Origin of the sequence: Dietzia cercidiphylli (genome assembly GCF_039531545.1) — a bacterium.
GTDB lineage: Bacteria > Actinomycetota > Actinomycetes > Mycobacteriales > Mycobacteriaceae > Dietzia > Dietzia natronolimnaea.
This window is the reverse complement of the sequence record NZ_BAAAQG010000007.1, coordinates 434,825-459,913: the sequence shown is the minus strand read 5'-3', so window position 1 is coordinate 459,913 and position 25,089 is coordinate 434,825. Positions and strand designations below refer to the sequence as shown.

Below are 25,089 nucleotides of genomic sequence, written 5' to 3'. Positions count from 1 at the left end.
CCGGAGCGCATCGGTGACAACCCTGGTCCGACCCCGGAACACGCCTCAGATCTCACCCCAGAAGACGTGGTCGACGGCCTTGCGGCCGAGGCGGGTGACCCGGAGGTACTGGTTGAGGAACTCCGCGCCGTCGGAGGACCCTGCGCAGATGCTGGCCACGGCCGCCAGGATCTTGCCCTGACCGGGGAGTTGGTCGACCGCCTTGCCGCGGGCCAGGACCAGGGCGTTGCGGGCGCGGGCGGCCATGAGCCACGACTGCACCAGCGCCTCACGCTCGCCCTCCGAGAGCAACTCCGCGGCGGCCGCGGCCTCGAGCGCCTCCAGGGTGGAGGTGGTGTGCAGGCCCGGCACCCGCGCCGCGTGCTGCATCGTGAGCAACTGCGCGCACCACTCGACGTCCGCCAGACCACCGCGCCCGAGCTTGGTGTGCGTGGCCGGGTCGGCCCCTCTGGGCAGACGCTCGGTGTCGATCCGCGCCTTCATCCGCCGGATCTCCTGCACCACCTTGGGCGGCACCCCGTCCGCCGGGTAACGGAACTCGTCGATCATGTGCAGGAAGTCCAGGCCCAGGTCGCGATCCCCCGCCGCGAACGCGGCCCGGAGCAGGGCCTGCAGCTCCCACGTCTCGGCCCACTTGGAGTAGTAGGCGCGGTAGGACGCAAGCGTCCGTACCAGTGGTCCGTTGCGGCCCTCCGGTCGAAGGTCGGCGTCGAGGTCGAGCGGGGGGTCCGACGACGGCGAGGAGAGCAGCCTGCCCACCCGTTCGGCCACCTGGACGGCCCACCGGACGGCGACGTCCTCGGCGACGCCCTCCACCGGATCGCACACGATCATCACGTCCGCATCGGATCCGTACGACAACTCGTCCCCGCCGAGCCGCCCCATCCCGATGTACGCGAGTCGGGCCGGCGGCGCCTGGCCCTCGGGGGCCATGTCCCTCATCACGGCCGCGAGGGACGCCTCGAGCACCGCCCGCCACACGGCGGACAGGCGCTTGCCGACCTCCGGCACGGAGACCAACCCCAGGACGTCCGCGGCGCCGATCCGGGCCAGCTCGGCCCGGCGTAGCGACCTCGCCGCGGCGATGACCTTCTCGGGGGTGCGGTGACGGGACGCCGAGGCGGACAGCGCGGAGGCGATGTCGGAGACCTTGGAGGCCACGAGCACGGGCCCCTCGGCGCCGTCGGTCAGCTCCGGGATCACCTCGGGGTTGCGGAGCAGGAGTTCGGAGACGAACGCGGAGGTGCCCAGCACCGTCACCAGGCGGCGCGCCACGATGCTGTCGTCCCGCAGGATGCGCAGGAACCAGGTGACGTCCTGGTGCTCCTCACACAGCTTGCGGTAGGCCAGCAGCCCGGCGTCCGGGTCCGGGGTGTCGGCGAGCCATTCCATGAAGGCGGGCAGGAGCAGCGCCTGGATCCGGCCGCGGCGGTTGTTCTGCCCGGCCAGGGCCCGGAGGTGCCCGAGTGCGTGGCGCGGTGCGCCGAACCCCAGTGCCGCCAGCTGCCGCTCCATCGCCTCGGAGCTCAGGGACAGGGCCTCCGCGTCGTAGGCGGCGATCGAGTCCAGCAGCGGGCGGTAGAACAGCTTGGAGTGGAGCCTGCGCACCCGGCTGCGGACCTGACGGAGCTGCTCGAGCAGGACCTCCGCGGCGTCGTGCCGACTGCTGGGCCGGATGTGGGCGGCGCGGGCGAGCCAGCGGTACGCCTCCCGGTCGCCGTCCTCCGGGAGCAGATGGGTGCGCTTGTAGCGCTGGAGCTGGAGACGGTGCTCGAGAAGTCGCAGGAACTCGTAGGCGGCCACCAGGTTGGCGCCGTCCTCCCGCGCGATGTATCCCCCCGCCCGGAGCGCCCCGAGCGCGTCCACCGTGCTGGCGACACGCAGCTCCTCGTCCGTGCGACCGTGCACCAGTTGCAGGAGCTGGACCGCGAACTCCACGTCGCGCAGGCCCCCACGCCCGAGCTTGAGCTCGCGCTCCCGGAGCGGCTCGGGGACGTTCTCCTCCACCCGCCGGCGCATGGCCTGGACGTCGTGCACGAAATCGTCCCGCTCGGAGGCCGTCCACACCAGCGGGTGCACGGTGTCGTAGTACTCGGTGGCCAGGGCCAGGTCGCCGGTCATCGGCCGGGCCTTGAGCTGCGCCTGGAACTCCCACGTCTTGGCCCACCGCCTGTAATAGGCCTCGTGCGACTCCAGCGTCCGCACCAGCTCGCCGGACTTGCCCTCGGGTCGCAGGGCGGCGTCCACCTCGAAGAAGGCCATCGAGCCGATGCGCATCATCTCCCCGGCCACCCGACCGGTCTTGGCGTCCGCGGGTTCGGAGACGAAGATGATGTCCACGTCGGAGATGTAGTTGAGTTCGCGGGCCCCGCCCTTGCCCATGGCCACCACGCCGAGGCGACAGGGCATGGGCGAATCCGGGTACACCGTGGAGACCGCCACCGCGAGCGCGGCGGTCAGCGCGGCGTCCGCGAGATCGGCGAGGCGACGACCCACCTCGGCGAACGGCAGCACCGGCTCGTCCTCGACCGTGGACGCCACGTCGTGGGCGGCCAGGAGCGCCACGTGGTCGCGGTAGGCCGACCGGAGCACGTTGACCGCGGCGCCGCCGATGACCGCGGCGCGATAGGTTCCCACGCTGCGCAGGTCGGCGGACTGGGACGGTGCGGGCGCGCCCTCGACGGGCTCCTCGGGCACGGCGTCGACCACCCCCAGCATGTCCGCCAGGACGTCCTCACGGGAGGGCAGCGGCGACCGGAGCAGCGCCCAGCGGGTGGGTTGCGCGACCAGATGGTCCCCGAGCGCGCTGGACGAGCCGAGCAGTCCCAGTAAGCGTCCGCGCAACCGGAGATCCGATCGGAGCGCCGAGTCCAGTGCGGCCACACCGCTGTCCCCGCCGGCGTCCGCGGTCGCACCACCCGTGGTCGGTCCGCCGTCCTGCGCCTCGGCGGCCAGCGCCTCCCTGAGCCGGACCAGCGCCCCCAGGGCGAGGTCCGGGTCGGGCGCGCGCGAGAGCGCCCACAGCATCGGGACCGCGTCCTCGTCGGTCCACCCCAGGTAGTCCAACCAGTCCCCGGCGCGCTGGTCGAGCAGTCCGAGCCTGCCCGGGCTGGGCACCCTGGACCGCGACGAATCCATGCTCACCTCGACCGTCCGGTCACAACGCGAGGTAGTTGCGGAGCTCGTACGGGGTCACCTCGTTGCGGTACTCCCGCCATTCACGCCGCTTGTTGCGCAGGAAGAACTCGAACACGTGCTCGCCGAGCGCCTCGGCGACGAGCTCCGACTCCTCCATGGCGTCGAGGGCCTGCTCCAGGCTCCCCGGCAGGTCCGTGTAGCCCATCGCACGCCGCTCGCGCCGGCTCATGGTCCACACGTCGTCCTCGGACTCCGGCGGCAGCTCGTAGCCCTCCTGGACGCCCTTGATCCCGGCGGCGATCATCACCGCGTACGCGAGGTACGGGTTGCACGCCGAGTCCGGGCTCCGCACCTCGATTCGTCGCGAGGAGGCCTTGTTGGGCGTGTACATGGGGACCCGCACCAGCGCCGAGCGGTTGGCGCGGCCCCAGGTGGCGGCGGTGGGGGCCTCGCCGCCGCCGATGAGCCGCTTGTAGGAGTTGACCCACTGGTTGGTGACGGCCGAGAACTCCGGCGCGTGACGCAGGATGCCCGCCACGAACGACTTCGCCGTGGTGGACATCTGGTACTCGTCGTCCGCGTCGTGGAACGCGTTGGTGTCGCCCTCGAACAGGCTCATGTGCGTGTGCATGGCCGAACCCGGGTGGTCCCGGAGGGGCTTGGGCATGAACGACGCCCACACCCCGTTGTTCATGGCCACCTCCTTGACGATGTAGCGGAAGGTCATGATGTTGTCCGCCATGCTCAGTGCGTCGGCGTAGCGCAGGTCGATCTCCTGCTGCCCCGGTGCCCCCTCGTGGTGGGAGAACTCCACCGAGATTCCCATCGCCTCCAGCGCCTCGATCGCGTGACGCCGGAAGTGCGGGGCGGAGTCGTGCACGGCCTGGTCGAAGTACCCGCCGTTGTCCGTCGGAACCGGCTCGGCACCGTTGGTGTCGAGGTCTTTGAAGAGGAAGAACTCGATCTCCGGGTGCACGTAGCAGGAGAAGCCGAGGTCGGCGGCCTTGTTGAGCTGGCGGCGCAGCACGTGGCGCGGATCGGCCCAGCTCGGGCTGCCGTCGGGGTTGAAGACGTCGCAGAAGATGCGCGCCGAGTGCTGGCCACCGTCGGCGTGGGCCCACGGCAGGACCTGGAACGTCGAGGGGTCGGGCTTGGCGACCGTGTCCGCCTCCGACACCCGCGAGAACCCCTCGATGGCGGAGCCGTCGAAGCCGATCCCCTCCCCGAACGCCCCCTCGAGCTCTGCCGGGGCGACGGCCACTGACTTCAAGGTCCCGAGAACGTCGGTGAACCAGAGCCGGACGAACCGGATGTCGCGCTCTTCCAAGGTCCTCAGAACGTACTCCTGCTGGCGGTTCATGCCGTCCAACCTAGTGCCTGTCGTGTTACGAGCGTGTGACATCGGGTCCCCGACACGCCCACCTGGGCCCCCGCCCGTGGGCCCCCGCCCGTGGGCCTCCCGCCCCATGGCCTCCCGAGCCACGCCGCCCGGCTCGTGGCACACTCGTCGGCGACGGCCGCGTCCGTCACCGCCCCCTGTCCACCCGGGGACCGGCCATCCCGCCGGCCTCGAGGTCACCGTAGGAAGGCCACACCGCCATGAGCGACAACCCCGACACCCCGGTCTACGGTTCCGGCGGCACCCCGGACGCCGGACCCCGGGGTCTGACGCGGGTGACCCGGATCCACCACCTGGCCGAACTCAAGGCCGCGGGGGAACCCTGGCCGATGCTCACCGCCTACGACTTCGTCTCCGCGCGCGTGTTCCAGGAGGCCGGGATCCCGGTTCTCCTGGTCGGGGACTCGGCGGCCAACGTGGTCTACGGGTACGACACCACGGTCCCCGTCACCGAGGACGAGATGATCCCGCTGGTGCGGGCCGTGACCCGGGGGGCGCCGAAGGCACTGGTCGTGGCCGATCTGGTGTTCGGTAGTTACGAGGCCTCCCCGGTGCAGGCCGTGGCCGCCGCCACGCGGATGATGAAGGAGGGCGGCGCCCAGGCCGTCAAGCTCGAGGGCGGCGTGCGGATGGCCCCACAGATCCGGGCGATCGTGGACGCCGGGATCCCCGTGATGGCCCACATCGGCTTCACCCCCCAGTCGGTCAACGGCCTGGGGGGCTTCCGCGTCCAGGGGCGCGGGGACGCCGCCGACGAGCTGCGGGCCGACGCCCGCGCCGTGCAGGAGGCCGGGGCCTTCTCCGTCGTCATGGAGATGGTCCCCGCCGACCTCGCCCGCGAGGTCACCGCGGAGCTGGACATCGCCACGGTCGGCATCGGCGCCGGGAACGGGTGCGACGCGCAGGTGTTGGTGTGGCAGGACATGGCGGGCCACGGCACCGGACGGACGGCCAGGTTCGTCAAGCGCTACGCCCGGCTCGCCGAGACGCTGCGCGACGCCGCCCGGGAGTACGGCGACGAGGTCCGTTCGCGCGAGTTCCCCGGCCCGGACCACTCCTTCTGACGGCGCGGTCAGCCTCGATGAGCCAGCAGACCACGCTCCGCACCCCGTACCCGCGGATCGAGCCGTACGAGACCGGCACGCTCGACGTGGGCGACGGTCAGCACCTCTACTGGGAGTGCTCGGGAGACCCGGACGGTTCCCCCGTGCTGTTCGTCCACGGCGGTCCCGGCGGCGGGACCACCCCGGAGCACCGCCGGATGTTCGACCCCGCGTCCTACCGCATCATCCTGGTGGATCAGCGCGGCTGCGGCCGGAGTGCGCCGCACGTCGCCGACGGCGCGGACCTCTCCGTCAACACCACGTGGCATCTCACCGCCGACCTCGAGCGTCTGCGCGAGGCCCTGGGGATCGAGCGCTGGCTCGTGTTCGGCGGCTCGTGGGGGACGACGCTCGCGCTGGCCTACGCGCAGGAGCACCCGGATCGCGTCCGCGGCCTGGTCCTGCGAGGGATCTTCCTCTGCCGGCCGTCGGAGATCGACTGGTTCTACCGGGGCGGCGCCGCCCACCTCTTCCCCGACGCGTGGGAGGGCTACCTCGCGCCGCTCGTGGCCGCCGAGGGAGCCGACGCGGTCCACCGGGCGGGCTTCGACCACGTGGCCGCCTACCACCGCCTCCTGCACTGCGGTGATCCGGCGATCGAGATCGGGGCAGCGCGAGCGTGGACGAGGTGGGAGACCACGACGTCCACGCTGCTCCCCCGTCCCGGGACCGGGGACGGCGACGAGGCCGACAGGTTCGCCCTGGCCTTCGCCCGCATCGAGAACCACTACTTCGTCAACGACGCATTCCTCGACGGCCGCGCCATCCTGGACCGCATGGACAGGATCTCGCACCTGCCCGCCGTGATCGTCCACGGGCGTTACGACGTGGTCTGCCCGGTCACGAGCGCGTGGGAACTGCACGCGGCCTGGCCGGGCTCCGAGCTGCACATCGTCCCCGACGCCGGGCACGCGATGGCCGAACCGGGCACCACACATCACCTGCTCGAGGCCACCGACCGCTTCCGACCCTGAACCCGCCTCCCACCCCGGCGAGGATGGTCGGGTCAGATCACCCCGAAGTGGCGGGAGACGGCCACCGTGCCCTTCTGGTAGCCGGACGGGAACAACCGGACGAGCGCGTCGATCACGTACGCGTCCGGGCCCACCAGCACCCTCGCTCGGCGCCGTTCGACGCCGTCGAGGATCACCCGCGCGGCCGTCGACGCCTCCGTGCGCGCGAACTTGGCGTCGAAGATCGTGGCGAAGGTCGCGCTGTCCAGGCCCTCGGCCGCGCCGGCGCTCCTGGCGACCGCGGTCCTGATGCCCCCGGGGTGGACGCAGGTGACCTCCACCGGGTGGCCGGCGGCGAGCATCTCCATCCGCAGGGACTCGGTGAACTGTTGCACCGCGGCCTTGGCCGCGTTGTAGGCGTTCTGGGTGGGCACCGAGAGGATCGCGAAGATGCTGGAGATGTTGACGATGTGCCCGTCCCCGGAGGCGATGAGGTGCGGCAGGAACTCCTTGGTGCCGTGGACGACCCCCCAGTAGTCCACGTCCATCACCCGGGCGATGTCCTTGTACCCGGATTGCTCGACCGACCCGGTGAACGCGATGCCGGCGTTGTTGACGACGAGGTTGACCACGCCGAACTGGTCGACCACCCGGCCCGCGTACTCCGCGACGGCGGCCTGCTCCGTGACGTCGAGCCGGTCGGAGTGCACCTCCACCGAGGACTCCGCCTCCACCAGCCCCACCGTCTCGGCCAGTCCGTCGACGTCGACGTCGCTCAGCGCCAACCGGGCTCCCCGGCGCGCCGCCTCACGTGCGAGTTCGCGACCGATGCCGGAACCGGCACCGGTGATGACGACGACCTTGCCGTCCATCCGCCAGCGGGGACGGCGGGCGGTCAGCCCACCCAGCGCCGCCATCGCCTTTCCGATCGGGGCGCTCACCGGAGTGCCCCCTGCCCGGTCGGCACCGCGGCGGGTTCGTCGATCGCGGTCCGGCGGTAGGCGCTCAGGTCGAACTCCCTCGTCTGGTTGCGGTAGGAGAAGGTGAAATCGGGCCACACGGCCGGGGCGTTGCCCTTGGCGTCCAGGTACCAGCTCTTGCAGCCGGTCACCCAGACGGTCTCCCCGGTGTTCTCGCGGAGTTCGCGGTTGTAGGCGTTCTGGACCGCCTCGCGGACCTCCACCGTCTGCAGACCGCGGTCGCGCATACTGCGGATCGCGTCCACCAGGTAGTTCAGCTGGGACTCGATCATGTAGATCATCGACGAGTGACCGAGACCCGTCGCGGGACCCATCAGGACGAACAGGTTGGGGTACCCCGCGACCGTGGTGCCCTTGTACGCCTCCATCCCCTCGCTCGCCCACTTGTCCGCGAGGGTCCGGCCTGCCGCGTCCCGGACGCGCTCGAAGAACGGGGAGTCCGTGACGTGGAACCCGGTGGCCACCACCAGCACGTCCGCCGGGTGCTCGGCGCCGTCCGAGGTGACGATCCCGCCCTCGGTCACCCGGCTGATGGGAGTGGTCACCACGTCGACGTTCCGCCGGGTCAACGCGCGGTACCAGGTGTTGGACAGCAGGATGCGCTTGCACCCGATCTCGAAGTTCGGGGTCAGCTTGCGCCGGAGACCCGGGTCGCGCACCGACAGGGCCAGGTGCGCGCGCCCGATCGCCTTGATCGGGGCGAGGGCCGCACGGGTCCGGGTCAGTCCCACCACCTGGAACTCGCGGCTGGTGTACTGGAGCGCCCGGACGGCGCGCTGGAGACCGGGGACCCTGCGGTAGAGGGCCCTCTCGAACCCCGGGTACTCCCGGTCGATCCGGGGCAGAACCCAGGGAGCGGTGCGCTGATAGACGTCCAGATGCTCCACGGTCGGGGCGATGGACGGCACCACCTGGACGGCGGAGGCGCCGGTACCGATCACCGCGACGCGTCGACCGGCCAGGGGCACCGAATGGTCCCAGCGGGCCGTGTGGAAGACGGGGCCGGCGAAGTCGTCGATCCCGTCGATCTCCGGGAGCCGGGGTTCGCACAGCGCGCCGACTCCCAGGACCAGGACCCTCGCGTCGTACTCCCCTGCCGTCGTGCTCACCGCCCACCGACCGCGGGTCTCGTCGAAGCGCGCGGCGGTGACCTCCACGCCGAACCTGATCTTCTCCCGTACGCCGGTGTCGTGGGTGACGCGGCGGATGTAGTCGTAGATCTCGCCCTGCGGGGAGAACGCACGCGACCACCCCGGGTTGAGGGCGAAAGAGTAGGAGTACAGGTGGGAGGGCACATCGCACGCCGCCCCCGGGTAGGAGTTGTCCCGCCACGTGCCGCCCACGTCGGAACCCCGCTCGACCACGATCACGTCGTCGACTCCGTCCTCGGCGAGTCTGATGGCCGCCCCGAGACCGGAGAAACCGGCCCCCACGACGAGGACGTCGACGGTTGTCGGCTGATCCACTTCTTCTCCCAACGACGAGCATGTGATCGGAACCACTGGGATCTTACCCGCAAGTAAGTCCGAGGAGTGGCGGGCCGGTCGGGACGAGGGGGACGCCGTGTTCACCCGGGCCTGATACAACCAGTCCATGACGATCAGCGAGACGGTGGAGATCGAGAGCAAGTTCGAGGTCGGGCCCGACACCCCGGTCCCCGCCGCGAGCGCCTTCGCCCCGCTGGTGGCGGACGACCCGGTGGTGCACGAGCTCTCCGCCACGTACTACGACACCGCCGACCTCTCCCTCACCCGCCACAAGGTCACGCTCAGGCGCCGCACCGGCGGTGACGACGCGGGGTGGCACCTCAAACTCCCGTCCGAGGCGGGACGGGTGGAGCTGCGGCTCCCGCTGGATCACGGAGACGACGTCCCCGACGAGTTCGTCGCCGCGGTGGCGGGACTGGTCCGCCGCCGACCTCTCGCGCCCGTGGCCCGCGTGGACAACCGGAGGCACGTCGTGCTCCTGCGCGACGGCGAGGGGACCGCCGTCGTGGAGTTCTGTGACGACCACGTCACGACGGAATCCCTCGTCGCCGCGGGCGCAACCGCGGGCGCCGCCGGGGACTGGCGGGAGTGGGAGGTCGAACTGGTCGATCCGTCGCAGCCCCGGGCTCGGGACCATCTCGCCGCCGTGGCCACCGCGTGCACCTCGGCCGGGGCCAGGACCTCGTCGTCGTCGTCCAAACTCGCCCGCGCCATCGGCCCCCTCCCCGACCCTCCGGACAGGGGCGTCTCCGCCGTGAGGGACGCCCTGCGCGAGGACCTCCACCGGGTACTCGACCACGACCCGGCCGCCCGACGCGTGACGATGGTGGGGGTCCACCAGATGCGGGTGGCGGTCCGCGGTCTCCGCAGCACGATCAGCTCGTTCGCCGAGGAGCTCGAGGCGGAGACCGGACACACGGACATCGACCTGGCCGCGGTGCTCGAGGAGCTCAAGGTGCTCGCCGCGGTCCTGGGCAAGGTGCGCGACATCCAGGTGGTCGACCACCGGCTCGGGGAGCTGGCGGCCGGGTACCCGGAGGACGTGGTGAGCACGCTGACCAGGCAGCGGCTCCGCGTCGAGCTCGGGGCGGAGGAGCGGCGGGCCGGCGCGCGGGTGACGGCCGCACTGGGTTCCGAGCGGTACCTCGACCTGCTCGACCGTCTCCACCTGCTCGTCGAGCTCGCCGGCACCGGGCCCGAGGTCGCCGGGTCGTCTGACGGGTCCGTGCCGGGACCGACCTCGAAGAAGCGCAGGCGCGAGGCCGAGGACATGATCCTGCGTGGGGTGGACCGGCAGTTCGCCAAGTTCACCAAGGCCCGCACCCGCACCGAACGCGACCTCGAGTCGCTCGAGTTGACCCTGGCCCAGCGGGAGGAGCTGACCCACGTCGTCCGCAAGCGCGCCAAGGCCCTGCGGCGCAACGTCGGCGCCCTACGGGAGTCGGACGGGCTGACCGTCGCCCCGCTACGCACCGCCTGCCAGCGACTGCACACGGTGCTCGGAGACGTCCAGGACAGCGTGACCGCCCGGAGGTGGATCCGGCGGATCGCGAGGCGTGCGGAGTCCGCGGGCGAGTCGACGTTCGGATTCGGGGTGCTCTATGAGCACGAACGCGGATTCTCCGAGCGCGCGCTCGACGGGTTCGAGAACGACGCGGCCACCGTCACCGCGGCCTACCGCGAACTGTCGGAGTCCCGGCGCGCGGCGCGACGGCGGAAGAAGAAGAGCACCAAGAAATAGGGCGGCGGCGAGCAGTGCCGCCCGGCCACGACGGGCGCCCCACGGGGTTCCCGGTGGGGCGCCCGGGGCTGAGTCCGGCCGGTCTCAGCGCTCCCGGTCTCAGTCCTTCTCGTCCTCGGCGTCCCACGCCTCGTTGCGGGACTTCGCCTTGGCCAGCGCCGCCTCCGCCTCACCGCGGGTGGCGTAGGGACCCATGCGGTTGTCCCAGTTGGTCACCTTCCCCTGGACCGCCTTGCCCAGGGCGATGTCGTAATACCACTGCTCTTCCGTCACGACGGACCTCCCGGGTTCGCTCGGCGTTCCTGTGTCCCGAGCCTACTCGCGGCGGGGTCCGGGATTCCCCGGTTACGGGCGTGTCGTCGCCGAGTCCCCGGGCCCGGCATGGGGCTTGGCGTCACCGAACGGCTCGTCTCGCCGCCGGACCGCCTCCCGGAAGCCGTCGGCCGCAGCCCTCGCCTGGAAGGCGTATCCCTCCGGGGTGTGGCGGGCGATCCCGTCGAAGACGGTGCTGATCATGCCTGAATTGGCCACCCCCTGGGCCAGCAGGGCACTGTTCAACGCCAGCTTGGCCATCACGAGCTGGTTGACCGGCATCCGCGCGATCCGCCCGACGAGGTCCTCGGTGCGGTCGTCCAGTTCCTCCGGCGGAGGTGCGTCGATCGCGAGCCCCCAGTCATGCGCCTGCCGCCCCGTGATGAGGTCGCCGGTGAACAGCAGGCGTTTGGCGCGTTGGTCGCCGAGCCGGTGCGCCCACATCCCGGACGCCGGGATGCCCCAGACCCGGGCGGGCGGGTACCCGATCCGGGTGTCGTCGGCGCAAATGATCAGGTCGGCGAACAACGCGATGTCGGTGCCGCCCGCCACGGCGAATCCGTGCAACTTGGCCACCGTGGGTTTGTTCGCGTGCAGGAGGCTGGAGAATCCGCGGTTGAACCTGCTCATCATCGCGTAGTCGACCATCGGGTCCCACGTGACGCGCGGGTCGTGGTTGCGGGCCTGGACGCCCGGATCGAGCACGGATCCGCCGGCCTCGCCGGAGGCGTCGGATGGGTCGGATTGGTCGGATGGGTCGCCTGCGTCGCGGGCCATCCCCTCGGCGAAGATCGACAGGTCGTAGCCGCCACAGAACCCCTTCCCTCGCCCGGACAGGAGGATCACGTGAACCGCCGGGTCGAGGTCGGCGCGCTCGACGGCGGACGCGAGTTCGACCGGGGTGTCGCTCGTGATGGCGTTACCGTGCTCGGGGCGGTCGAAGGTGATCCGGGCGATCGCCCCGGTCACCTCGTAGGTCAGGGTGCGGTAATCGGTGTTCATCTGCCCGTCTCCTCTGTGGCCTGTGCCTGTCCGAAGGAGCCGTGACGCCCGGCTCCGTCGGCGAACCGCGCCGCGCCCGCGACCGCCCCGGCCTGCAGCGAGATCAGGCCGTGGTCATACTCGTTCCTGATCGCCGCCTCCTCGTCGAGGCCCTCCTGTTCCAGCAGCGACAGCCGGTCCCGTCGCATGCACTCCTGGGGGAACCGCGCGATCTCGGTGGCCAGGTCGATGGCTGCCGTCAACGCCGTGCCGTCGGCCACCACCCGGTTCACCAGACCGATGTCCAAGGCCTCTGCAGCACTCACCGGGCGGCCGGTGAGCACGAGGTCCATCGCGCGGCTCGTGCCGATGAGGCGCGGCAGGCGGACTGTCCCGCCGTCGATGAGGGGCACTCCCCAGCGGCGGCAGAAGACGCCCAGCACCGCGGTCTCCTCCGCGACCCGCAGATCGGCCCACAGGGCGAGTTCGAGGCCGCCGGCCACCGCGTGGCCCGACAGGGCAGCGATGACCGGTTTGCCCAGTCGGAGCCTCGTCGGCCCCATGGGACCGTCCCCGTCCGCGGCCACCCGGTTCCCCGCGTCGCCCGCGATCGCCTTGAGGTCGGCACCTGCGCAGAAGGTCCCGTTCTCGCCGTGCAGCACGGCCACGGAGGAGCCGGGGTCCGCGTCGAAGGCCCGGAACGCGTCGGCGAGCGCCTGCGCGGTGGGCCTGTCGACGGCGTTGCGGACGTCAGGTCGGTCGATGCCGATCACGGTCACCGGACCCTGAATCGAGACCGTCACGCCCGGGACGTTCTCCACGGCCCTCACCCGACCTTCGGGGTGACGCGGTCGAGAATCGCGGTGGTGTCCACGCCGGTCGGCAGCGTGCCGAGGACATCCCCGCGATCGGCCCCCAGCCTGCTGACGAGGAAGGCGTCGGCGACCGCCGGGTGGCCGTGGCGGAGCAGCAGGTAGCCCTGCAGGATCATCGCCATGTCCCCGACCACCCGGCGCGCGACGTACTGCGCCTCCTCGGGCCGCCCGGCGGCGACGGCGGTCAACGTCCCGCCCAGGCGATCGACGGCGCCGTCGAGTCGGGAGTCCGCACCGCGCACGGACGAGACCGTGTCGAGGAAGGTCTCGACCGTCTCCGGCTGCTTCGCCATGGCCCGCAGCACGTCCAGAGCCGCGACGTTGCCCGAGCCCTCCCAGACCGACAGCAGTGGAGCCTCCCGGTAGAGCCTCGGCATCCGGGAGTCCTCCACGTACCCGTTGCCGCCCAGACACTCCAGGGCCTCCGCCGCGTGGATCGGCCCGCGCTTGCACACGTGGTACTTGCTGACGGCGAGGCCGATCCGTCGGAGGGCGTCGGCCTCCCGGTCTCCCGCGTCGGCCAGGTCGGTGAGTTCGGCGAGCCAGAGCGCGACCGTCGTCGACGCCTCGGCCTCCACCGCGAGGTCGGCCAGCACGTTGCGCATCAGCGGCTGGTCGATGAGGGCCGCCCCGAAGGCCCGGCGGTGCATCGCGTGGTGGACGGCGTTCGCGACCCCGACCCGCATTCCGGTGGCGGTACCGAGTGTGCAGTCGAGTCGGGTCATGTTGACCATCTCGATGATCGTCGCGACGCCCCGGCCCTCGTCCCCGACGATCCAGCCGGTCGTCTGGTCGTACTCGACCTCGCTGCTGGCGTTCGACCGGTTGCCGAGCTTGTCCTTGAGACGCTGCAGCAGGAAGGGGTTGCGCGAGCCGTCGGGCAGGACCCGCGGGACGCAGAAACACGTGAGCCCACCCGGTGCCTGCGCGAGGACCAGGAAGAGATCGGACATCGGTGCGGAGGTGAACCACTTGTGCCCGGTGATCGAGTACGTCCCGTCGGAGTTCCGGGTCGCGTGGGTGGTGTTGGCGCGGACGTCCGACCCGCCCTGCTTCTCGGTCATCGACATCCCCGCCGTCAGACCCCGCTTGGTGGCCGGCGGCGCCAGAACCGGGTCGTAGACGGCACTCGTCAGCAGCGGTTCGAACGTCGCGGCGAGGTCGGGGGCGCGGCGTAGCGCCGGCACCACCGCGTAGGTCATCGAGATCGGACACCCGTGACCCGCGTCCGTCTGCCCCCACACACTCGTCTTGGCCGCGCGCACCAGATGGGGGTTGGGCCTGGGGTCCGCCCACGGGGCGCCGTGCAGACCGAACCCGACGGCGCGACGCATCAGCTCGTGGTAGGCCGGATCGTAGTCGACCTCGTCGATCCGGTTCCCGTACCGATCGTGCGTCCGGAGGACCGGAGGGTTGGCCTCCGCGCGGTCGCCCCACCCGAGGGCGTCGGCGGTCCCGGCGAGTCGGCCGACCTCGTGCAGTTCGTCCACCGCGTGTCCCGCCCCGGCCCGGGAGAGCGCCTCCAGGATCACCGGCTGCTCGGCAGCGTCGTACCCCACCAGGGGCGGGACCTGGTTTGTCACCGTGTGCGTCACCATGGACGGAGTATTACATAACTCCTGCGGTCAGATCTAGAGTGTAATAGTCATCGATCCGCCCGGACCGGACCGCATCCCGCACGGTCAGGTGCCCGCGCCCAGGACGCCGTTCGCGAAGCGGCCGAAATCGGTACGGAATCGCTGATAGGACTCGCGGAGACGCTCACCGGGCCAGTCGGCGGGCAGCAGCTCCGCGGGGAGGAGCGGGTCGTGCAGGATGTGCCTGACCGTCGCGGCCGCCACCTCGAAACGCGTGGACATCTCGTCGGCGTGTTCGGCCGCGGCGAGAAGGGCCGCTCCGTCGCGTGCCCATCCCGCGGGGTCGAACAGGCGTGAGGTCAGGGCGTCGACGTCGCCGGCGGGGACACAGGAGAACTCCTCCGACCTGGCCGTCAATGCATCAGAACGGACGACGTCGAGGTTGGCGGGCCGGAGCCACACCCCCTCGCGCAGCTCCGCGTACCGGAGCCCGGTCAGTTCGGATCGGGTCGCCAGACGTGTCGCCGCGTCGGCCGGGACCGTGACGACCTGCATCGACCACTGACGGTCCCAGGGCTTCAGGGAGGGCGAGATCGCCGCATCCTGCCGCTCCTGCCTCGAGATGAGACGGGGCGAGAGTCGGTACACCCCCCGGTCCCGCTCGAGGTCACCCGAGGCGACCATCCTGGTCAGGGCGACGCGCACGGCCGATTCCTGGAACCCGAGCCGCACGGCCACGTCGACGATGCCCGCCGCCGTCGACTCCGCGGGGTGCGCACCGAGAAGGGCACTGAGCACGGCCGACCGCGCGGGGAGCTTCATCGGGCGTGCGGGCGCGGGCATGGTCGGAATGATATCCGCGCTGGCCTCCACGGCCGCAGGCGATCAGCAGCCCCGAACAGGCGTCACGTGGACGGCCGCGGGGAGGGGCCGGGGCGAACGAGTCGGCCTGTAAGCCGGATCCTGTGCCCTCCGCGTACGGAGGGCGACGACCATCCATCTGGGCACACCGTCACCGGGTACCTCGAGCGGTCCACCCGCGGACTCGGGCGAGCAGCCCTTCCGTGCATCGCTGCACTCCATCCGCGCAGCCGCACCGCGGGCGGTGCGGCCTTCGACCTTGCTCCGGGTGGGGTTTACCTAGCCGCCCCGGTCGCCCGGGGCGCTGGTGCGCTCTTACCGCACCGTTTCACCCTTACCGCGCCCGCAGGCGCGGCGGTCTGTTTTCTGTGGCACTGTCCCGCGGGTCACCCCGGGTTGCCGTTAACAACCACCCTGCTCTGTGGAGTCCGGACTTTCCTCGGACCGGGGCCCTGCCGCCTGATGGCGCCGGTTCCCCCGCCCGCGGCCGTCCGGCCGACTCGTTCGCCCTGGGGAGTCTAGTCCAGGTGCGAGGTGTCGTTCACCAGGTGCACCGACGTCGGCCCATCCGGGTAGAAGCGCACGTCCGACACCGAGGCCAGATCCAGGTGGAGCCGGAAGAGGAGCTCGTCGCCGGCATCCAGAGCGGCGCGGATCGCCATCTTGATGGGGGTGACGTGGCTGACCACCGCCACCACGCCGCCCGGGCTCTCCTCGACGATCCGGCGCAGGCCCCGCTCGACCCGGGCGCGGACCACGGCGAAGCTCTCGCCCCCGGGTGGAGGCACGGCGGTGTCCGACATCCAGCGTGCGTGCAGTTCGGGGTCCTGCTCGGCGGCCTCGGAGAAGGTCAGGCCCTCCCACTGCCCGAAGTCGGTCTCGATGAGGTCGTCCGCGACCACCAGTGGGACCCCCGCCGCCTCGGCGGCGCGCTCGGCCGTGCCCAGACACCTGCGCAGGGGGGACGAGACCACGGCGGACAGCTCCGGGATTCGCGCCAGGCGGTCGGCGGTCCGTTCGGCCTGCACGACCCCCAGGTCGGTGAGGTCGGGGTCGCCCTGGCCGGAATAGCGACGGTCCACCGAGAGCGGGGTCTGGCCGTGGCGGGCGAGCACGATCCGGGTGGGCCTCCCGGCGGCCCCCGTCCAGCCCGGACCGCCGCTCACGAGTTGTCCGTGCGGACCACGATCACGCCGCACTCCGGGCAGGTCAGGACCTCGTCGGCGGGAGCGGTCCGGAACGCGGACACCGTGGTGCGGTCGAGATCCATCGCGCACGCCGAGCACCGGCCGCCGTTGAGGATCGCCGCTCCCACGCCCGCCTCCGCGCCACTACGGGAATAGAGGTCGAGGAGATCGGGGGGCAGGTCCTCGGCCTGGCGGGCCCGTTCGGCGGTCGTGGCGGTCACGGAGTCCTCGAGTTCGGCGAGGGCGGTGTCGCGGACGGTGGTGGCCATGCCCAGCCGGGCGTCGAGGTCGGTGATGATCGCCCCGGAGTGGCGGACGTCGGCGACCACGGCCTCGTGGCGCTCGGTCAGTTCGGAGAGCTCGGCCACGAGATTCTCCTCGCGGCGGTGGAGCGACCCGAGCTCGTACTCGAGCTCGGTGGACTGCCGGTCGGACAACCCCCCGGCCGCCAGCAGGTCGGCGTCGTTCGCGCGGCGCCTGCGCACGGCGTCGAGATCCGAGCTCAGCTTGGCGATCGCCCGGTCCAGATCCTCCACGTGGATCCGGGCCCGCGCCGCGGACTCCACGGCCGCACGCCGCTCGGCCTCGAGCGTGTCCAGGACACCCTGTTCCGGGAGTGATCTCCGCCGGTGCGCGAGGGAGCCCAGGCGCAGGTCGAGCTCGGCGATGTCGACGAGTCGACGCTGGACGGTGGGATCGGCCTTCATGAGGGCCAAGACTACCGCCCGTCGCCCTCTGCCCCCGACGCCACCGTCCACGGGTCGGTGCGCAGGTCGCACACCGTCGCCGCCACCCCGACCCCCTCCTCCACCAGGGCCGCGGCCTGCGCACACCACGGGAACTCGAGCGCCCAGTGCGCGGCGTCCACCAGGGCCGGTCCGCCCTCCCTGAGGTGTTCGTCGACCACGTGGTGACGCAGGTCTCCGGTGAGGTACACATCCGCCCCCGCGGCCCGTGCCGCACCCAGCAGGGAATCGCCCGAACCCCCGCACAGCGCGACCCTCCTGATCTCCGTGTGCGGGTCACCGGCGGCACGGACCCCCCACCGTGTCCGCGGCAGCCGGGCACTCACGAGAGCGGTGAACTCCGCGAGCGACATCGGCTCCGCCAGGTCGCAGACGCGACCGAGACCGGTGTCCTCGGGGCCCGGGCCGGGCCCCGCGTGGTTGATCAACACGTCCATGGCGGGGACCTCGTACGGGTGCGCGGCCGTGACCGCCCGGCGGACCTCGGATCTCAGTTCGGGTGGCGCCACGAACTCGACCCGCGTCTCGGAGACCCGCTCCGGCTCGCCGATCACGCCGATCGTCGGGTCCGTACCGTCGCCGGGGCGGAAGCGACCGGTGCCCGGCACGGAGAACGAGCACTCGGTGTACCCGCTCATCCGGCCGGCCCCGGCGGCGAAGACCGCGTGGAGGAGGTCCTCGACGTCGTCGTCGGGAACCGTCACCACCCATCTGTCGACGGTGCCGTCACCGGTCGGGACGAGCGGCCTGCCGGGGCTCAGACCCAGCGTCTCGGCGAGCGCGTCGTTGACGCCGGGCCGCGCGGAGTCGGCGTTGGTGTGGGCGGCGTACAGGGCGCAGCCGCCCAGGACCAGACGGTGCAGCAGGCGGCCCTTGGGGGTGTCGGCGGCGATCGAGTGCACCCCCCGCAGCAGGGGCGGGTGGTGGACCAGGAGCAGATCGGCACCCAGGGCGAGCGCGTGGTCGACCACCGCGTCGGTGGCGTCGACGGCCACCACGACCGTCCCGACCTGTGCGGACGGGTCGCCCGCGACCAGACCGACACGATCCCAGGACTCGGCCAACCGCGGCGGGTACGCGTGCTCCAGCAGGTCGATCACGTCGGCCAGGGTGGGCCCACCGGTGGTCATCGTCGATCCCCTTCCCGCTCCGCCCGCCACGCGCGGACGAGTCCGTCCACCATCCTGCCGTCGCGCACCGCCAGGCGCAGGTGGGTGGCGTCGAGCCCGGGGAAGGTGTCCCCGCGGCGGGTCGCGATCCCCCGGCGCGCCAGACCCGCACGGAAGGCGACGGGATCCGCCCCGTCCGGGGTACGCACCAGGATGAACGGCGCGTCGGGGGGCACGACGACAGTGATCCCCGCGGCGGAGAGGGAGGCCACCATCGCCCGGCGTTCGGCCACCACCTGCGCACGTGCCGCCGCCAGCTCGCGGTCGGCCACGGAACCCAGGCAGGCCCGGATCGCTTCGAGTTGCAGCGTCCCGAGGGGCCAGTGCGGCCGGGCCGCGGCGAGCTCGGTCAGAACCGACGGATCCCCCACGGCGTAGCCCACCCGCAGTCCCGCGAGCGCCCACGTCTTGGTCAACGATCTCAGCACCACCAGGCCGGGCACCCCGGCGCCGGCCAGGGTGTGCCCGGCCTCGTCGGACACCACGTCGCAGAACGCCTCGTCCACGACCGTCACACGACCGAGGCGGCACAACGCCGCGACGGTCGCCCTGGGGTGGAGGACCGAGGTGGGGTTGGTGGGATTGCCGACGACGACGAGGTCGGCCTCGTCGGGCACGAGTGCCGGATCGAGACGGTACGGCGGGGGCAGGATCACCCTGTCGACCGCGACACCGGCCCGCCGCAGTTCGACCTCCGGCTCCGTGAACGAGGGGTGCAGCACGGCGGCGCGCAGGCCCCGGCGGGCCGCGTGGTCGGCGAGCAGGTGGAACCCCTCCGAGGCCCCGGCCAGCAACAGCACGCCCTCGGGCCCCACCCCGTGACGGGCGGCGACAGCGGCCACGGCCGCCTCGCCGTCGTCGGCGGTCGGGTATCCACCCAAGTCACCGAGTCGATCGGCCAACCGCTCCCGTAGCCACGCGGGCGGAGCGTCCCCGCGCACGTTGACGGCGAAGTCCACCGCACCCGGCACCAGCTCGGCATCACCGTGGTGACGCAGCGCGTCCCACGACGGACCCTCGGGCAGGTGTCCGGGCGCGGAACCGGGGGCGGCGCTCATGACCGGCAGCCTAGGCGGGGCCCACGGGGGCGGCGGCGACGGGTGGCGGCGCATGCCGGCCGGGGTCTGAGAGGATGACGGCATGCCCGACCGCCCGATCCTCCTCGTCGACCTCGACGGCACCATCACCGACTCACTGGACGGCATCGCCAGGTCGCTCCACCACGCGCTGGACACCGTCGGTGCCCGGTGGGACGACTCACGTGACATCCGCTCCATCGCGGGCCCACCCATGCCGGACACCCTCGCCTCGCTGGGGCTCGGGGGCGCCGATCTGCAGCGGGCGATGAGCGCCTACCGCGAGCGCTACACCGACGTGGGGTGGCTCGAGAACGCGGTCTACGAGGGAATGGACGGCCTGCTGACGAGCCTGGCCGGTCACGGTTTCCGGATGGCCGTGGCGACGAGCAAGGACCAGCAGGCCGCGCGACGGATCCTGGAGCACTTCCGGCTCGACGACCCGTTCGAGTTCATCGGCGGCGCGGACCTGCGGGTCGGGCGGGCGGCCAAGGCCGATGTGATCGCGCACTCACTCTCCGCACTCGGCGTCGATCCGGTTCCGGTGGCCGAGGGGGGCACGGGCCACGTCCTCATGATCGGCGACCGCGAGCACGACGTGGAGGGTGCCGCCCGCTACGGGATCCCCACGGCGATCGTGCGCTGGGGTTACGGCAGCCCCGGCGAGTGGGACGGCGCCCGCTGGTCCCCGGCGGACACCGCCGAGCTGGAGCGGATCATCCATGAGTGGTGACCCGCGCGTGCACGTCGTCTTTGTCTGTACCGGCAACATCTGCCGCTCCCCCATGGCCGAGGTCATGGCACGGCATGCGTTCTCGGGCGCCGGGTTCGGCGACAGGGTCACCGTCTCGAGCGTGGGTACCGGTGGGTGGCACGTCGGGGACGGCATGGATCCCCGGGCCGCGGCCGAACTCGAGTCCCACGGGTACGACAGCACGCACGTGGCCGCACAACTGTCCGCCGCCGATCACCGGGCCGACCTGGTGGTGGCGCTCGACCGCGGCCACCGCGACCACCTCCTCGGCGCCGGAGTCGACGGGCACCGTGTCCGCCTCCTGAGGGGGTTCGATCCCGCGGCGGACGGTGAGGACGTGGCCGATCCCTACTACGGCCACCACGACGGCTTCACCCGGACCCGTCTCCAGATCGCTGCGGCGCTCCCCGGGTTGGTGGCCGAGGTGCATGCCCTCCTGACGTAGCCCGTCGGGGTCCAACGGATACCCTGGGGACATGCGGAGTCTGCGGCGCTTTCTGAGTCCCGGCTGGCTGATCGGCCTGCTCGCCGTGTCGCTGTTCGCCTGGGCGTGCTTCGCCCTCCTGGCCCCGTGGCAGCTGGGCAAGAGCGAGGACCTGGACGCCCGCAACACCCGCCTCGCCGAGTCGATAGAGGCCGCGCCGGCCCCGTTCGGGCAGGTGGTGGACGCCCCCGAGGCGTTCGTCGACCGCGAATGGCGGCTGGTGACACTGGACGGCCGGTGGCTACCCGACGCCGAGGCACTGCTGCGGCTCCGCGCGGTCGACGGCGAGCCGGTCTACCAGGTGTTGACGGTGTTCGATCCGGTCGATGGGCCGGAGATCCTGGTCAACAGGGGTGTCGTCCCCGTCGGCGAGAACAACACGGTCCCCGACTACGCCGCCGCGCCCGCGGGGCCCGTCGAGATCACCGCTCGGCTCCGCGCGGCGGAGAGCGGTCAGGCGGAGCCGGTCCTCGTGGACGGGCTGCCGGCCGTGAGGGTCCTGGACCCCTCCGTGCTGGGCGGGGCACTCGGCCACCCGCTCGTCCCCGCCGGATACCTCCAGCTCTCCGGTGACCAGCCCGGATCGCTCACCCCGGTGCCCATCCCCGGGATAGAGAACGGCCCGTACCTCTCCTACGGCCTGCAGTGGCTCGCCTTCGGCGTCCTGGCGCCGCTCGCCCTGGCCTACTTCGCGTGGGCCGAGATCCGGGCGCGACGCCGCGACGCCGAGGCGGACGAGAACCCGGCGCCGCCGGCCGGCCCGGACGGGGACCACTCCGACGACGCCCTCGTGGACGCCCGCGAACGCGCTCTCCGGGCCCGCTACGGCAACCGGGACGACGCCGAACAGCGGCGTGCCCACCGCCGGGCGGACCGTCTCCGGACCTGACCACGACCGCGTCCCTCGCCGGGGCGGCCCGATCAATCCCTCGCCGCGGCGGCCCGATCAGTCCCGTGCCGCGATGGCACCCAGCACCCCTTGAGCCGCGACGGCGGCGATGGCGGCCGCGACCTGGGTGTACCGCATGAGACGGACCGCCCTGCGCACATCGTGCGGCCGCGGTGCGGGCCCCCGACCGAGCCCGGGACGCGTCTCGACCCCGTACGGATACGGCGTCCTCCCGCCCAGCTGGACCCCCAGGGCCCCCGCGCACGCCGCCTCGATCACCCCCGCATTGGGGCTCGGGTGCGCCCGGGCATCCCGGCGCCATGTGCCCAGGACGGCCGAGGGCCCTCCCCCGACCACGGGCGAGAGTGCTGCGGTGAGGGTCGCCGCCAGACGCGCGGCGGGCCACCCCAGGACGTCATCGAGTCGTGCCGAGGCCCACCCGAAATCCACGTACCGGCTCGAGCGGTGTCCGACCATCGCGTCGAGGGTGTTGGCGGCCCGGTGCGCGGCGGCGCCTGCGGGTCCGGCCACCGCCGCCCAGAACAGGGTCGCCACGGCCGCGTCGGAGGTGTTCTCGGCGACCGACTCGACCACGGCCCGGGCCAGGTCCCCGGCCTCCAGCGCGCTCGGGTCCCGACCGCACAACCACGGCAGGAGCTCGCGGCTCGCGGCCACCTCCCCCCGCTCGAGCAGCACCGCGTGCCGCTCCGCCACCCGGAGGAGCGACGTACCCCCCAGGCAGGACCACACCGTGATCGCCGTGACGGCCACCCGCAGGGCGGGCCGGCGGGCGACGAGGGCCTCCGCCGCTCCCGCGGCGATCGCGGCCCCGCCGACGAGCACCCCCGTGAAGACGATCCCCCGGGCGCGGATGCCGGTCTCGCTGCGGGCCCCGGTGTCGGAGCCGTCGAGGCCTGTCTCGCCGTCGAGGCCGGTGTCCGGGAGGAGTACCTGCTCCAGCGCCGCCGCGCAGCCGCCGAATCCCGCCACGGGATGCCACCGGCCGGGGTCCGCGAACGCGGCGTCCGCGGCAAAGCCCAACGCCGTCCCGAGCGCTCGGAGCAGATGCCTGTTCATGAGTGCGCGCGGAGGGACTCGAACCCCCGACCGCTGGTGTGTAAGACCAGAGCTCTAACCGCTGAGCTACGCGCGCGAGAACACCGCCTCGGCGTTCGGGACGGTGTGCGACAGATTATCCCACCCCCCGGGGCGGTGGACCCCGGGGTGACCTGTCGGGGCGCCTCCGCCCCGGAGGGTGGCGACGGCGGATCCGCTCCGCGCTAGACCGGTCGGGAAACCTCTGGACAACCGTCCGTCTCCGCCGCAGAATCCCCCCATGACGAACCACCGGAGGACCGTCGGCTCTGCCATCGCGCTCTCGCTGGCGCTGACCGGGGCGACCGGGTGCAGCGCCGCCGACCGCGCGCTGCTCACCGCCCCGCAGTGTCCCGACTCCTCGGCGTCCCCCGCCCCCGCGCCGCGGGTCCCGGGGCAGGCCGTCCTCCTCGGCGGTGTCGTCCGCAGTTCGATCCCGCCGGGCCCGATCCGGGGATGGGAGGACGTCGTCTCCGTGGCGGATGCCGGCCCCGTGCTGGCCGCGGTCCACCCTGACGGCACCGTCTCCGTGATCGGAGAGGATCACCGGGGGCTCCTCGCCGGCACGCCCGCCGGGCCCGCGGCGGCGCTGCCACAGAAGGTGCCCGGCGTCCGGGACGCCACCTCCGTGGCGGCGGTCGGTGGAGCGTTCCTCGCCACCCACTCCGACGGATCCGTGACCGCGTGGGGCGACTCGTTCATCGCGAGCGGGGGCCACCGCGGAGCCGAGCGTCAGCAGCCCACCCCGGGCCCGGTCCCCAAGGTCGAGAACGTGATCCAGGTGGCCGACGGGCAACTCAACGTCCTCGCCCTGCGCTCCGACGGCAGGGTGCAGGGGTGGGGGATCAATCTCACCCAGGTGATCGGCGAGCCGGACGGGACGCTGGTCCGCACGATCCGGGACGTCCCGGGTGCCGTCAGCGTGGCCAACCCGGGAGGGGCCGCCGTCATCGCCACCAGCACCGGAGAGGTGTGCGCGTGGGGCAACAACGTCCACGGACTGCTGGGCGTCGAACCGCGTGGAGGTCAGAGCCCGCGGGCGGTCAGGATCGAGGGCCTGACCGACATCGTCCAGGTGGCCGGCGGAAACGATTTCGCGCTCGCGCGGGATTCCGACGGGCACGTCTGGGCGTGGGGACGCATCGTCTCCGGGATGCTCGGCGACGGGGACGCCGAGGACACCTCCACCGCCTCGCCGCAGCAGGTGGTCGGCGTGCCGCCGATGGAGTGGATCGGCGCCTCAGGTGCCTCGTCGTACGGGATCGACCGGACGGGAAACCTGTGGGCCTGGGGCGGCGGCCTCCGGGCTGCCCCGTACGCCGGCGAGGACCGGCGCCCCTACCGCGTTCCGCTGCCGGGGCCCGCCCAGTCGGTGTCCGGCGGGGTCGTCCTGCTCGGACCGGACGGCTGACCGGCGACCGGGCGGCCGACCGACAGGGCGCCCGGACACGCCTCCGGTCCCGCGTGCCCGCACGGTGCATGAGAGAACACCGGCACCTCGGGTGCCGGTGTTCGTGAGATCAACTCATCCCGGTTCTGGTGCCCCACCGCCGGGCGGCCGAGCACCCCCGGGGGGTGCGATCACGACCGCGGAATGGCGTTCTACTTCCGCGGAATGCTGTTCTTCCGCAGCGCCAGGCGGCTTCCCGCCCAGTCCCCCAGGGCCGCGGTGCGGGTCTGAAGCATCCCGGCGGTCTGGGCCGACTCGGCGATGACCGAGGGCTCCACGTGGCCGTCGTTCCCCGTCTTGGGGGTGAGGACCCACACGGAACCCTCCTCCGCCAACGGGGTCACGACGTCCATGAGCCTGTCCACCAGGTCGCCGTCGCCGTCGCGCCACCAGAGCAGTACCGCGTCGACGATCTCGTCCGTGTCCTCCTCCAGCAGCTCCGACCCGACGGCGTCCTCGACGGCCTCACTGATCGACTCGTCACAGTCAGAATCCCATCCGACCTCCTGAACGAGCATGTCCTTCGTCAGTTCGAGCTGACCAGCAATCTGATCCGCCCCGTCCTGCTGGTTCGCCGCGGCGACCACCGTGGTGTTCCTCCCTCGTATCCGACTTCGTTCGTCTTGGTCTTTCGCTGACCAGGAACACTACCCGCGCACCCTCCCACGGGAAACGACTACCGCCTATTTGGGCGGTCAGAGCGCAGCCCCGTGTCGCGCATCACGCTTTGGGGCACAATCAGAGGAAGTCATGGGCCGACGACGGCCCGTGGCCGGTCGACCTCGCCATCCGCCACACACCCGCGGCGCGTGCGGTCGACCGGACACTGCAC

The 25,089-nt window shown here is 72.2% G+C and carries 21 protein-coding genes, 1 tRNA gene, 1 other RNA gene and 1 pseudogene; 7 read left to right on the top strand and 17 right to left on the bottom strand.

From position 1 onward, the window contains the following. Positions 1-45 precede the first annotated feature (45 nt). Together ABD250_RS08460 and glnA are read right to left on the bottom strand one after the other, a co-directional pair. On the bottom strand, positions 46-3,138 hold the full coding sequence (locus tag ABD250_RS08460) for a bifunctional [glutamine synthetase] adenylyltransferase/[glutamine synthetase]-adenylyl-L-tyrosine phosphorylase (protein ID WP_182658715.1): 3,093 nt from the start codon (positions 3,136-3,138) through the stop codon (positions 46-48). Between the two features lie 19 nt (positions 3,139-3,157). Then, complete coding sequence (gene glnA, locus ABD250_RS08455) at positions 3,158-4,498, bottom strand: type I glutamate--ammonia ligase (RefSeq protein ID WP_179525009.1); 1,341 nt, start codon at positions 4,496-4,498, stop codon at positions 3,158-3,160. Positions 4,499-4,737: 239 nt separating this feature from the next. On the opposite strand from glnA, the gene panB reads away from it, so the two are divergent. Together panB and pip are read left to right on the top strand one after the other, a co-directional pair. Continuing rightward, on the top strand, positions 4,738-5,601 hold the full coding sequence (panB, locus tag ABD250_RS08450) for a 3-methyl-2-oxobutanoate hydroxymethyltransferase (protein WP_182610486.1): 864 nt from the start codon (positions 4,738-4,740) through the stop codon (positions 5,599-5,601). Between the two features lie 17 nt (positions 5,602-5,618). Then, on the top strand, positions 5,619-6,614 hold the full coding sequence (gene pip / locus ABD250_RS08445) for a prolyl aminopeptidase (protein ID WP_182658714.1): 996 nt from the start codon (positions 5,619-5,621) through the stop codon (positions 6,612-6,614). A 32-nt stretch (positions 6,615-6,646) separates the two neighbouring features. On the opposite strand, the gene ABD250_RS08440 is transcribed toward pip, so the two are convergent. Next, complete coding sequence (locus ABD250_RS08440) at positions 6,647-7,465, bottom strand: SDR family NAD(P)-dependent oxidoreductase (protein WP_182638936.1); 819 nt, start codon at positions 7,463-7,465, stop codon at positions 6,647-6,649. Between the two features lie 65 nt (positions 7,466-7,530). Next, positions 7,531-9,039 carry an FAD-dependent oxidoreductase gene (locus ABD250_RS08435; protein WP_182616380.1) on the bottom strand — a complete coding sequence of 503 codons (1,509 nt, stop codon included), beginning with the start codon at positions 9,037-9,039 and terminating at the stop codon, positions 7,531-7,533. A gap of 127 nt (positions 9,040-9,166) precedes the next feature. Between ABD250_RS08435 and ABD250_RS08430 the strand changes: the two genes are divergently transcribed. Next, positions 9,167-10,801: a CYTH and CHAD domain-containing protein gene (locus tag ABD250_RS08430; RefSeq protein WP_182658713.1), complete on the top strand. Its 1,635-nt coding sequence runs from the start codon at positions 9,167-9,169 to the stop codon at positions 10,799-10,801. A gap of 99 nt (positions 10,802-10,900) precedes the next feature. Here ABD250_RS08430 and ABD250_RS08425 read toward each other — a convergent pair whose 3' ends face one another. The 10 genes and pseudogenes from ABD250_RS08425 to cobC form a co-directional block, all read right to left on the bottom strand. Continuing rightward, positions 10,901-11,074, bottom strand: coding sequence for an SPOR domain-containing protein (locus ABD250_RS08425; protein WP_182610482.1), 174 nt, complete (start codon positions 11,072-11,074; stop codon positions 10,901-10,903). 72 nt (positions 11,075-11,146) lie between these two features. Then, positions 11,147-12,115 (bottom strand): crotonase/enoyl-CoA hydratase family protein, encoded by a 969-nt coding sequence (locus ABD250_RS08420; protein ID WP_182638928.1) that lies wholly within the window; start codon positions 12,113-12,115, stop codon positions 11,147-11,149. Then, positions 12,112-12,915: a crotonase/enoyl-CoA hydratase family protein gene (locus tag ABD250_RS08415; RefSeq protein ID WP_338404188.1), complete on the bottom strand. Its 804-nt coding sequence runs from the start codon at positions 12,913-12,915 to the stop codon at positions 12,112-12,114. Before ABD250_RS08415 ends, ABD250_RS08420 begins: the two co-directional genes overlap by 4 nt. 5 nt (positions 12,916-12,920) lie before the next feature. After that, positions 12,921-14,567 carry an acyl-CoA dehydrogenase family protein gene (locus ABD250_RS08410; RefSeq protein ID WP_182658712.1) on the bottom strand — a complete coding sequence of 549 codons (1,647 nt, stop codon included), beginning with the start codon at positions 14,565-14,567 and terminating at the stop codon, positions 12,921-12,923. An 84-nt stretch (positions 14,568-14,651) separates the two neighbouring features. Continuing rightward, on the bottom strand, positions 14,652-15,389 hold the full coding sequence (locus ABD250_RS08405; RefSeq protein ID WP_182640784.1) for a PaaX family transcriptional regulator C-terminal domain-containing protein: 738 nt from the start codon (positions 15,387-15,389) through the stop codon (positions 14,652-14,654). A gap of 93 nt (positions 15,390-15,482) precedes the next feature. Then, positions 15,483-15,910, bottom strand: an RNA gene (rnpB, locus tag ABD250_RS08400) — RNase P RNA component class A. Positions 15,911-15,925: 15 nt separating this feature from the next. Continuing rightward, positions 15,926-16,561: pseudogene (locus tag ABD250_RS08395) on the bottom strand (histidine phosphatase family protein); the annotation flags it as partial. Positions 16,562-16,569: 8 nt separating this feature from the next. Next, positions 16,570-17,301 (bottom strand): zinc ribbon domain-containing protein, encoded by a 732-nt coding sequence (locus tag ABD250_RS08390; protein WP_182658711.1) that lies wholly within the window; start codon positions 17,299-17,301, stop codon positions 16,570-16,572. 11 nt (positions 17,302-17,312) lie between these two features. After that, positions 17,313-18,470: a Nif3-like dinuclear metal center hexameric protein gene (locus ABD250_RS08385; RefSeq protein WP_182658710.1), complete on the bottom strand. Its 1,158-nt coding sequence runs from the start codon at positions 18,468-18,470 to the stop codon at positions 17,313-17,315. Beyond that, a complete protein-coding gene (cobC, locus tag ABD250_RS08380; protein ID WP_344391710.1) occupies positions 18,467-19,567 on the bottom strand; it encodes an Rv2231c family histidinol phosphate aminotransferase CobC in 1,101 nt (366 codons plus the stop codon). The genes ABD250_RS08385 and cobC overlap by 4 nt, the downstream gene beginning before the upstream one ends. Before the next feature lie 82 nt (positions 19,568-19,649). Here cobC and ABD250_RS08375 point away from each other — a divergent pair, with 82 nt between their 5' ends. Genes ABD250_RS08375 through ABD250_RS08365 form a run of 3 tightly spaced genes read left to right on the top strand, consistent with a single transcriptional unit; the run spans position 19,650 to position 21,712 of the window. Beyond that, positions 19,650-20,318 (top strand): HAD hydrolase-like protein, encoded by a 669-nt coding sequence (locus ABD250_RS08375; protein WP_182659182.1) that lies wholly within the window; start codon positions 19,650-19,652, stop codon positions 20,316-20,318. Continuing rightward, positions 20,308-20,784, top strand: coding sequence for a low molecular weight protein-tyrosine-phosphatase (locus ABD250_RS08370; RefSeq protein WP_182659181.1), 477 nt, complete (start codon positions 20,308-20,310; stop codon positions 20,782-20,784). The genes ABD250_RS08375 and ABD250_RS08370 overlap by 11 nt, the downstream gene beginning before the upstream one ends. Before the next feature lie 31 nt (positions 20,785-20,815). Beyond that, positions 20,816-21,712 (top strand): SURF1 family cytochrome oxidase biogenesis protein, encoded by an 897-nt coding sequence (locus ABD250_RS08365; protein ID WP_179524994.1) that lies wholly within the window; start codon positions 20,816-20,818, stop codon positions 21,710-21,712. A gap of 57 nt (positions 21,713-21,769) precedes the next feature. Here the strand turns inward: ABD250_RS08365 and ABD250_RS08360 are convergent, their stop codons facing one another. Next, a complete protein-coding gene (locus ABD250_RS08360) occupies positions 21,770-22,789 on the bottom strand; it encodes a CobD/CbiB family cobalamin biosynthesis protein (protein ID WP_344391705.1) in 1,020 nt (339 codons plus the stop codon). Positions 22,790-22,792: 3 nt separating this feature from the next. After that, a tRNA-Val gene (locus ABD250_RS08355) sits at positions 22,793-22,865 on the bottom strand. Positions 22,866-23,048: 183 nt separating this feature from the next. Between ABD250_RS08355 and ABD250_RS08350 the strand changes: the two genes are divergently transcribed. Continuing rightward, positions 23,049-24,218 carry an RCC1 domain-containing protein gene (locus ABD250_RS08350; protein ID WP_344391703.1) on the top strand — a complete coding sequence of 390 codons (1,170 nt, stop codon included), beginning with the start codon at positions 23,049-23,051 and terminating at the stop codon, positions 24,216-24,218. A gap of 191 nt (positions 24,219-24,409) precedes the next feature. On the opposite strand, the gene ABD250_RS08345 is transcribed toward ABD250_RS08350, so the two are convergent. Further along, the gene (locus ABD250_RS08345) at positions 24,410-24,844 is read right to left on the bottom strand and encodes a DUF3052 domain-containing protein (RefSeq protein ID WP_182609628.1); all 435 of its coding nucleotides are present in this window, start codon (positions 24,842-24,844) and stop codon (positions 24,410-24,412) included. Positions 24,845-25,089: the final 245 nt, after the last annotated feature.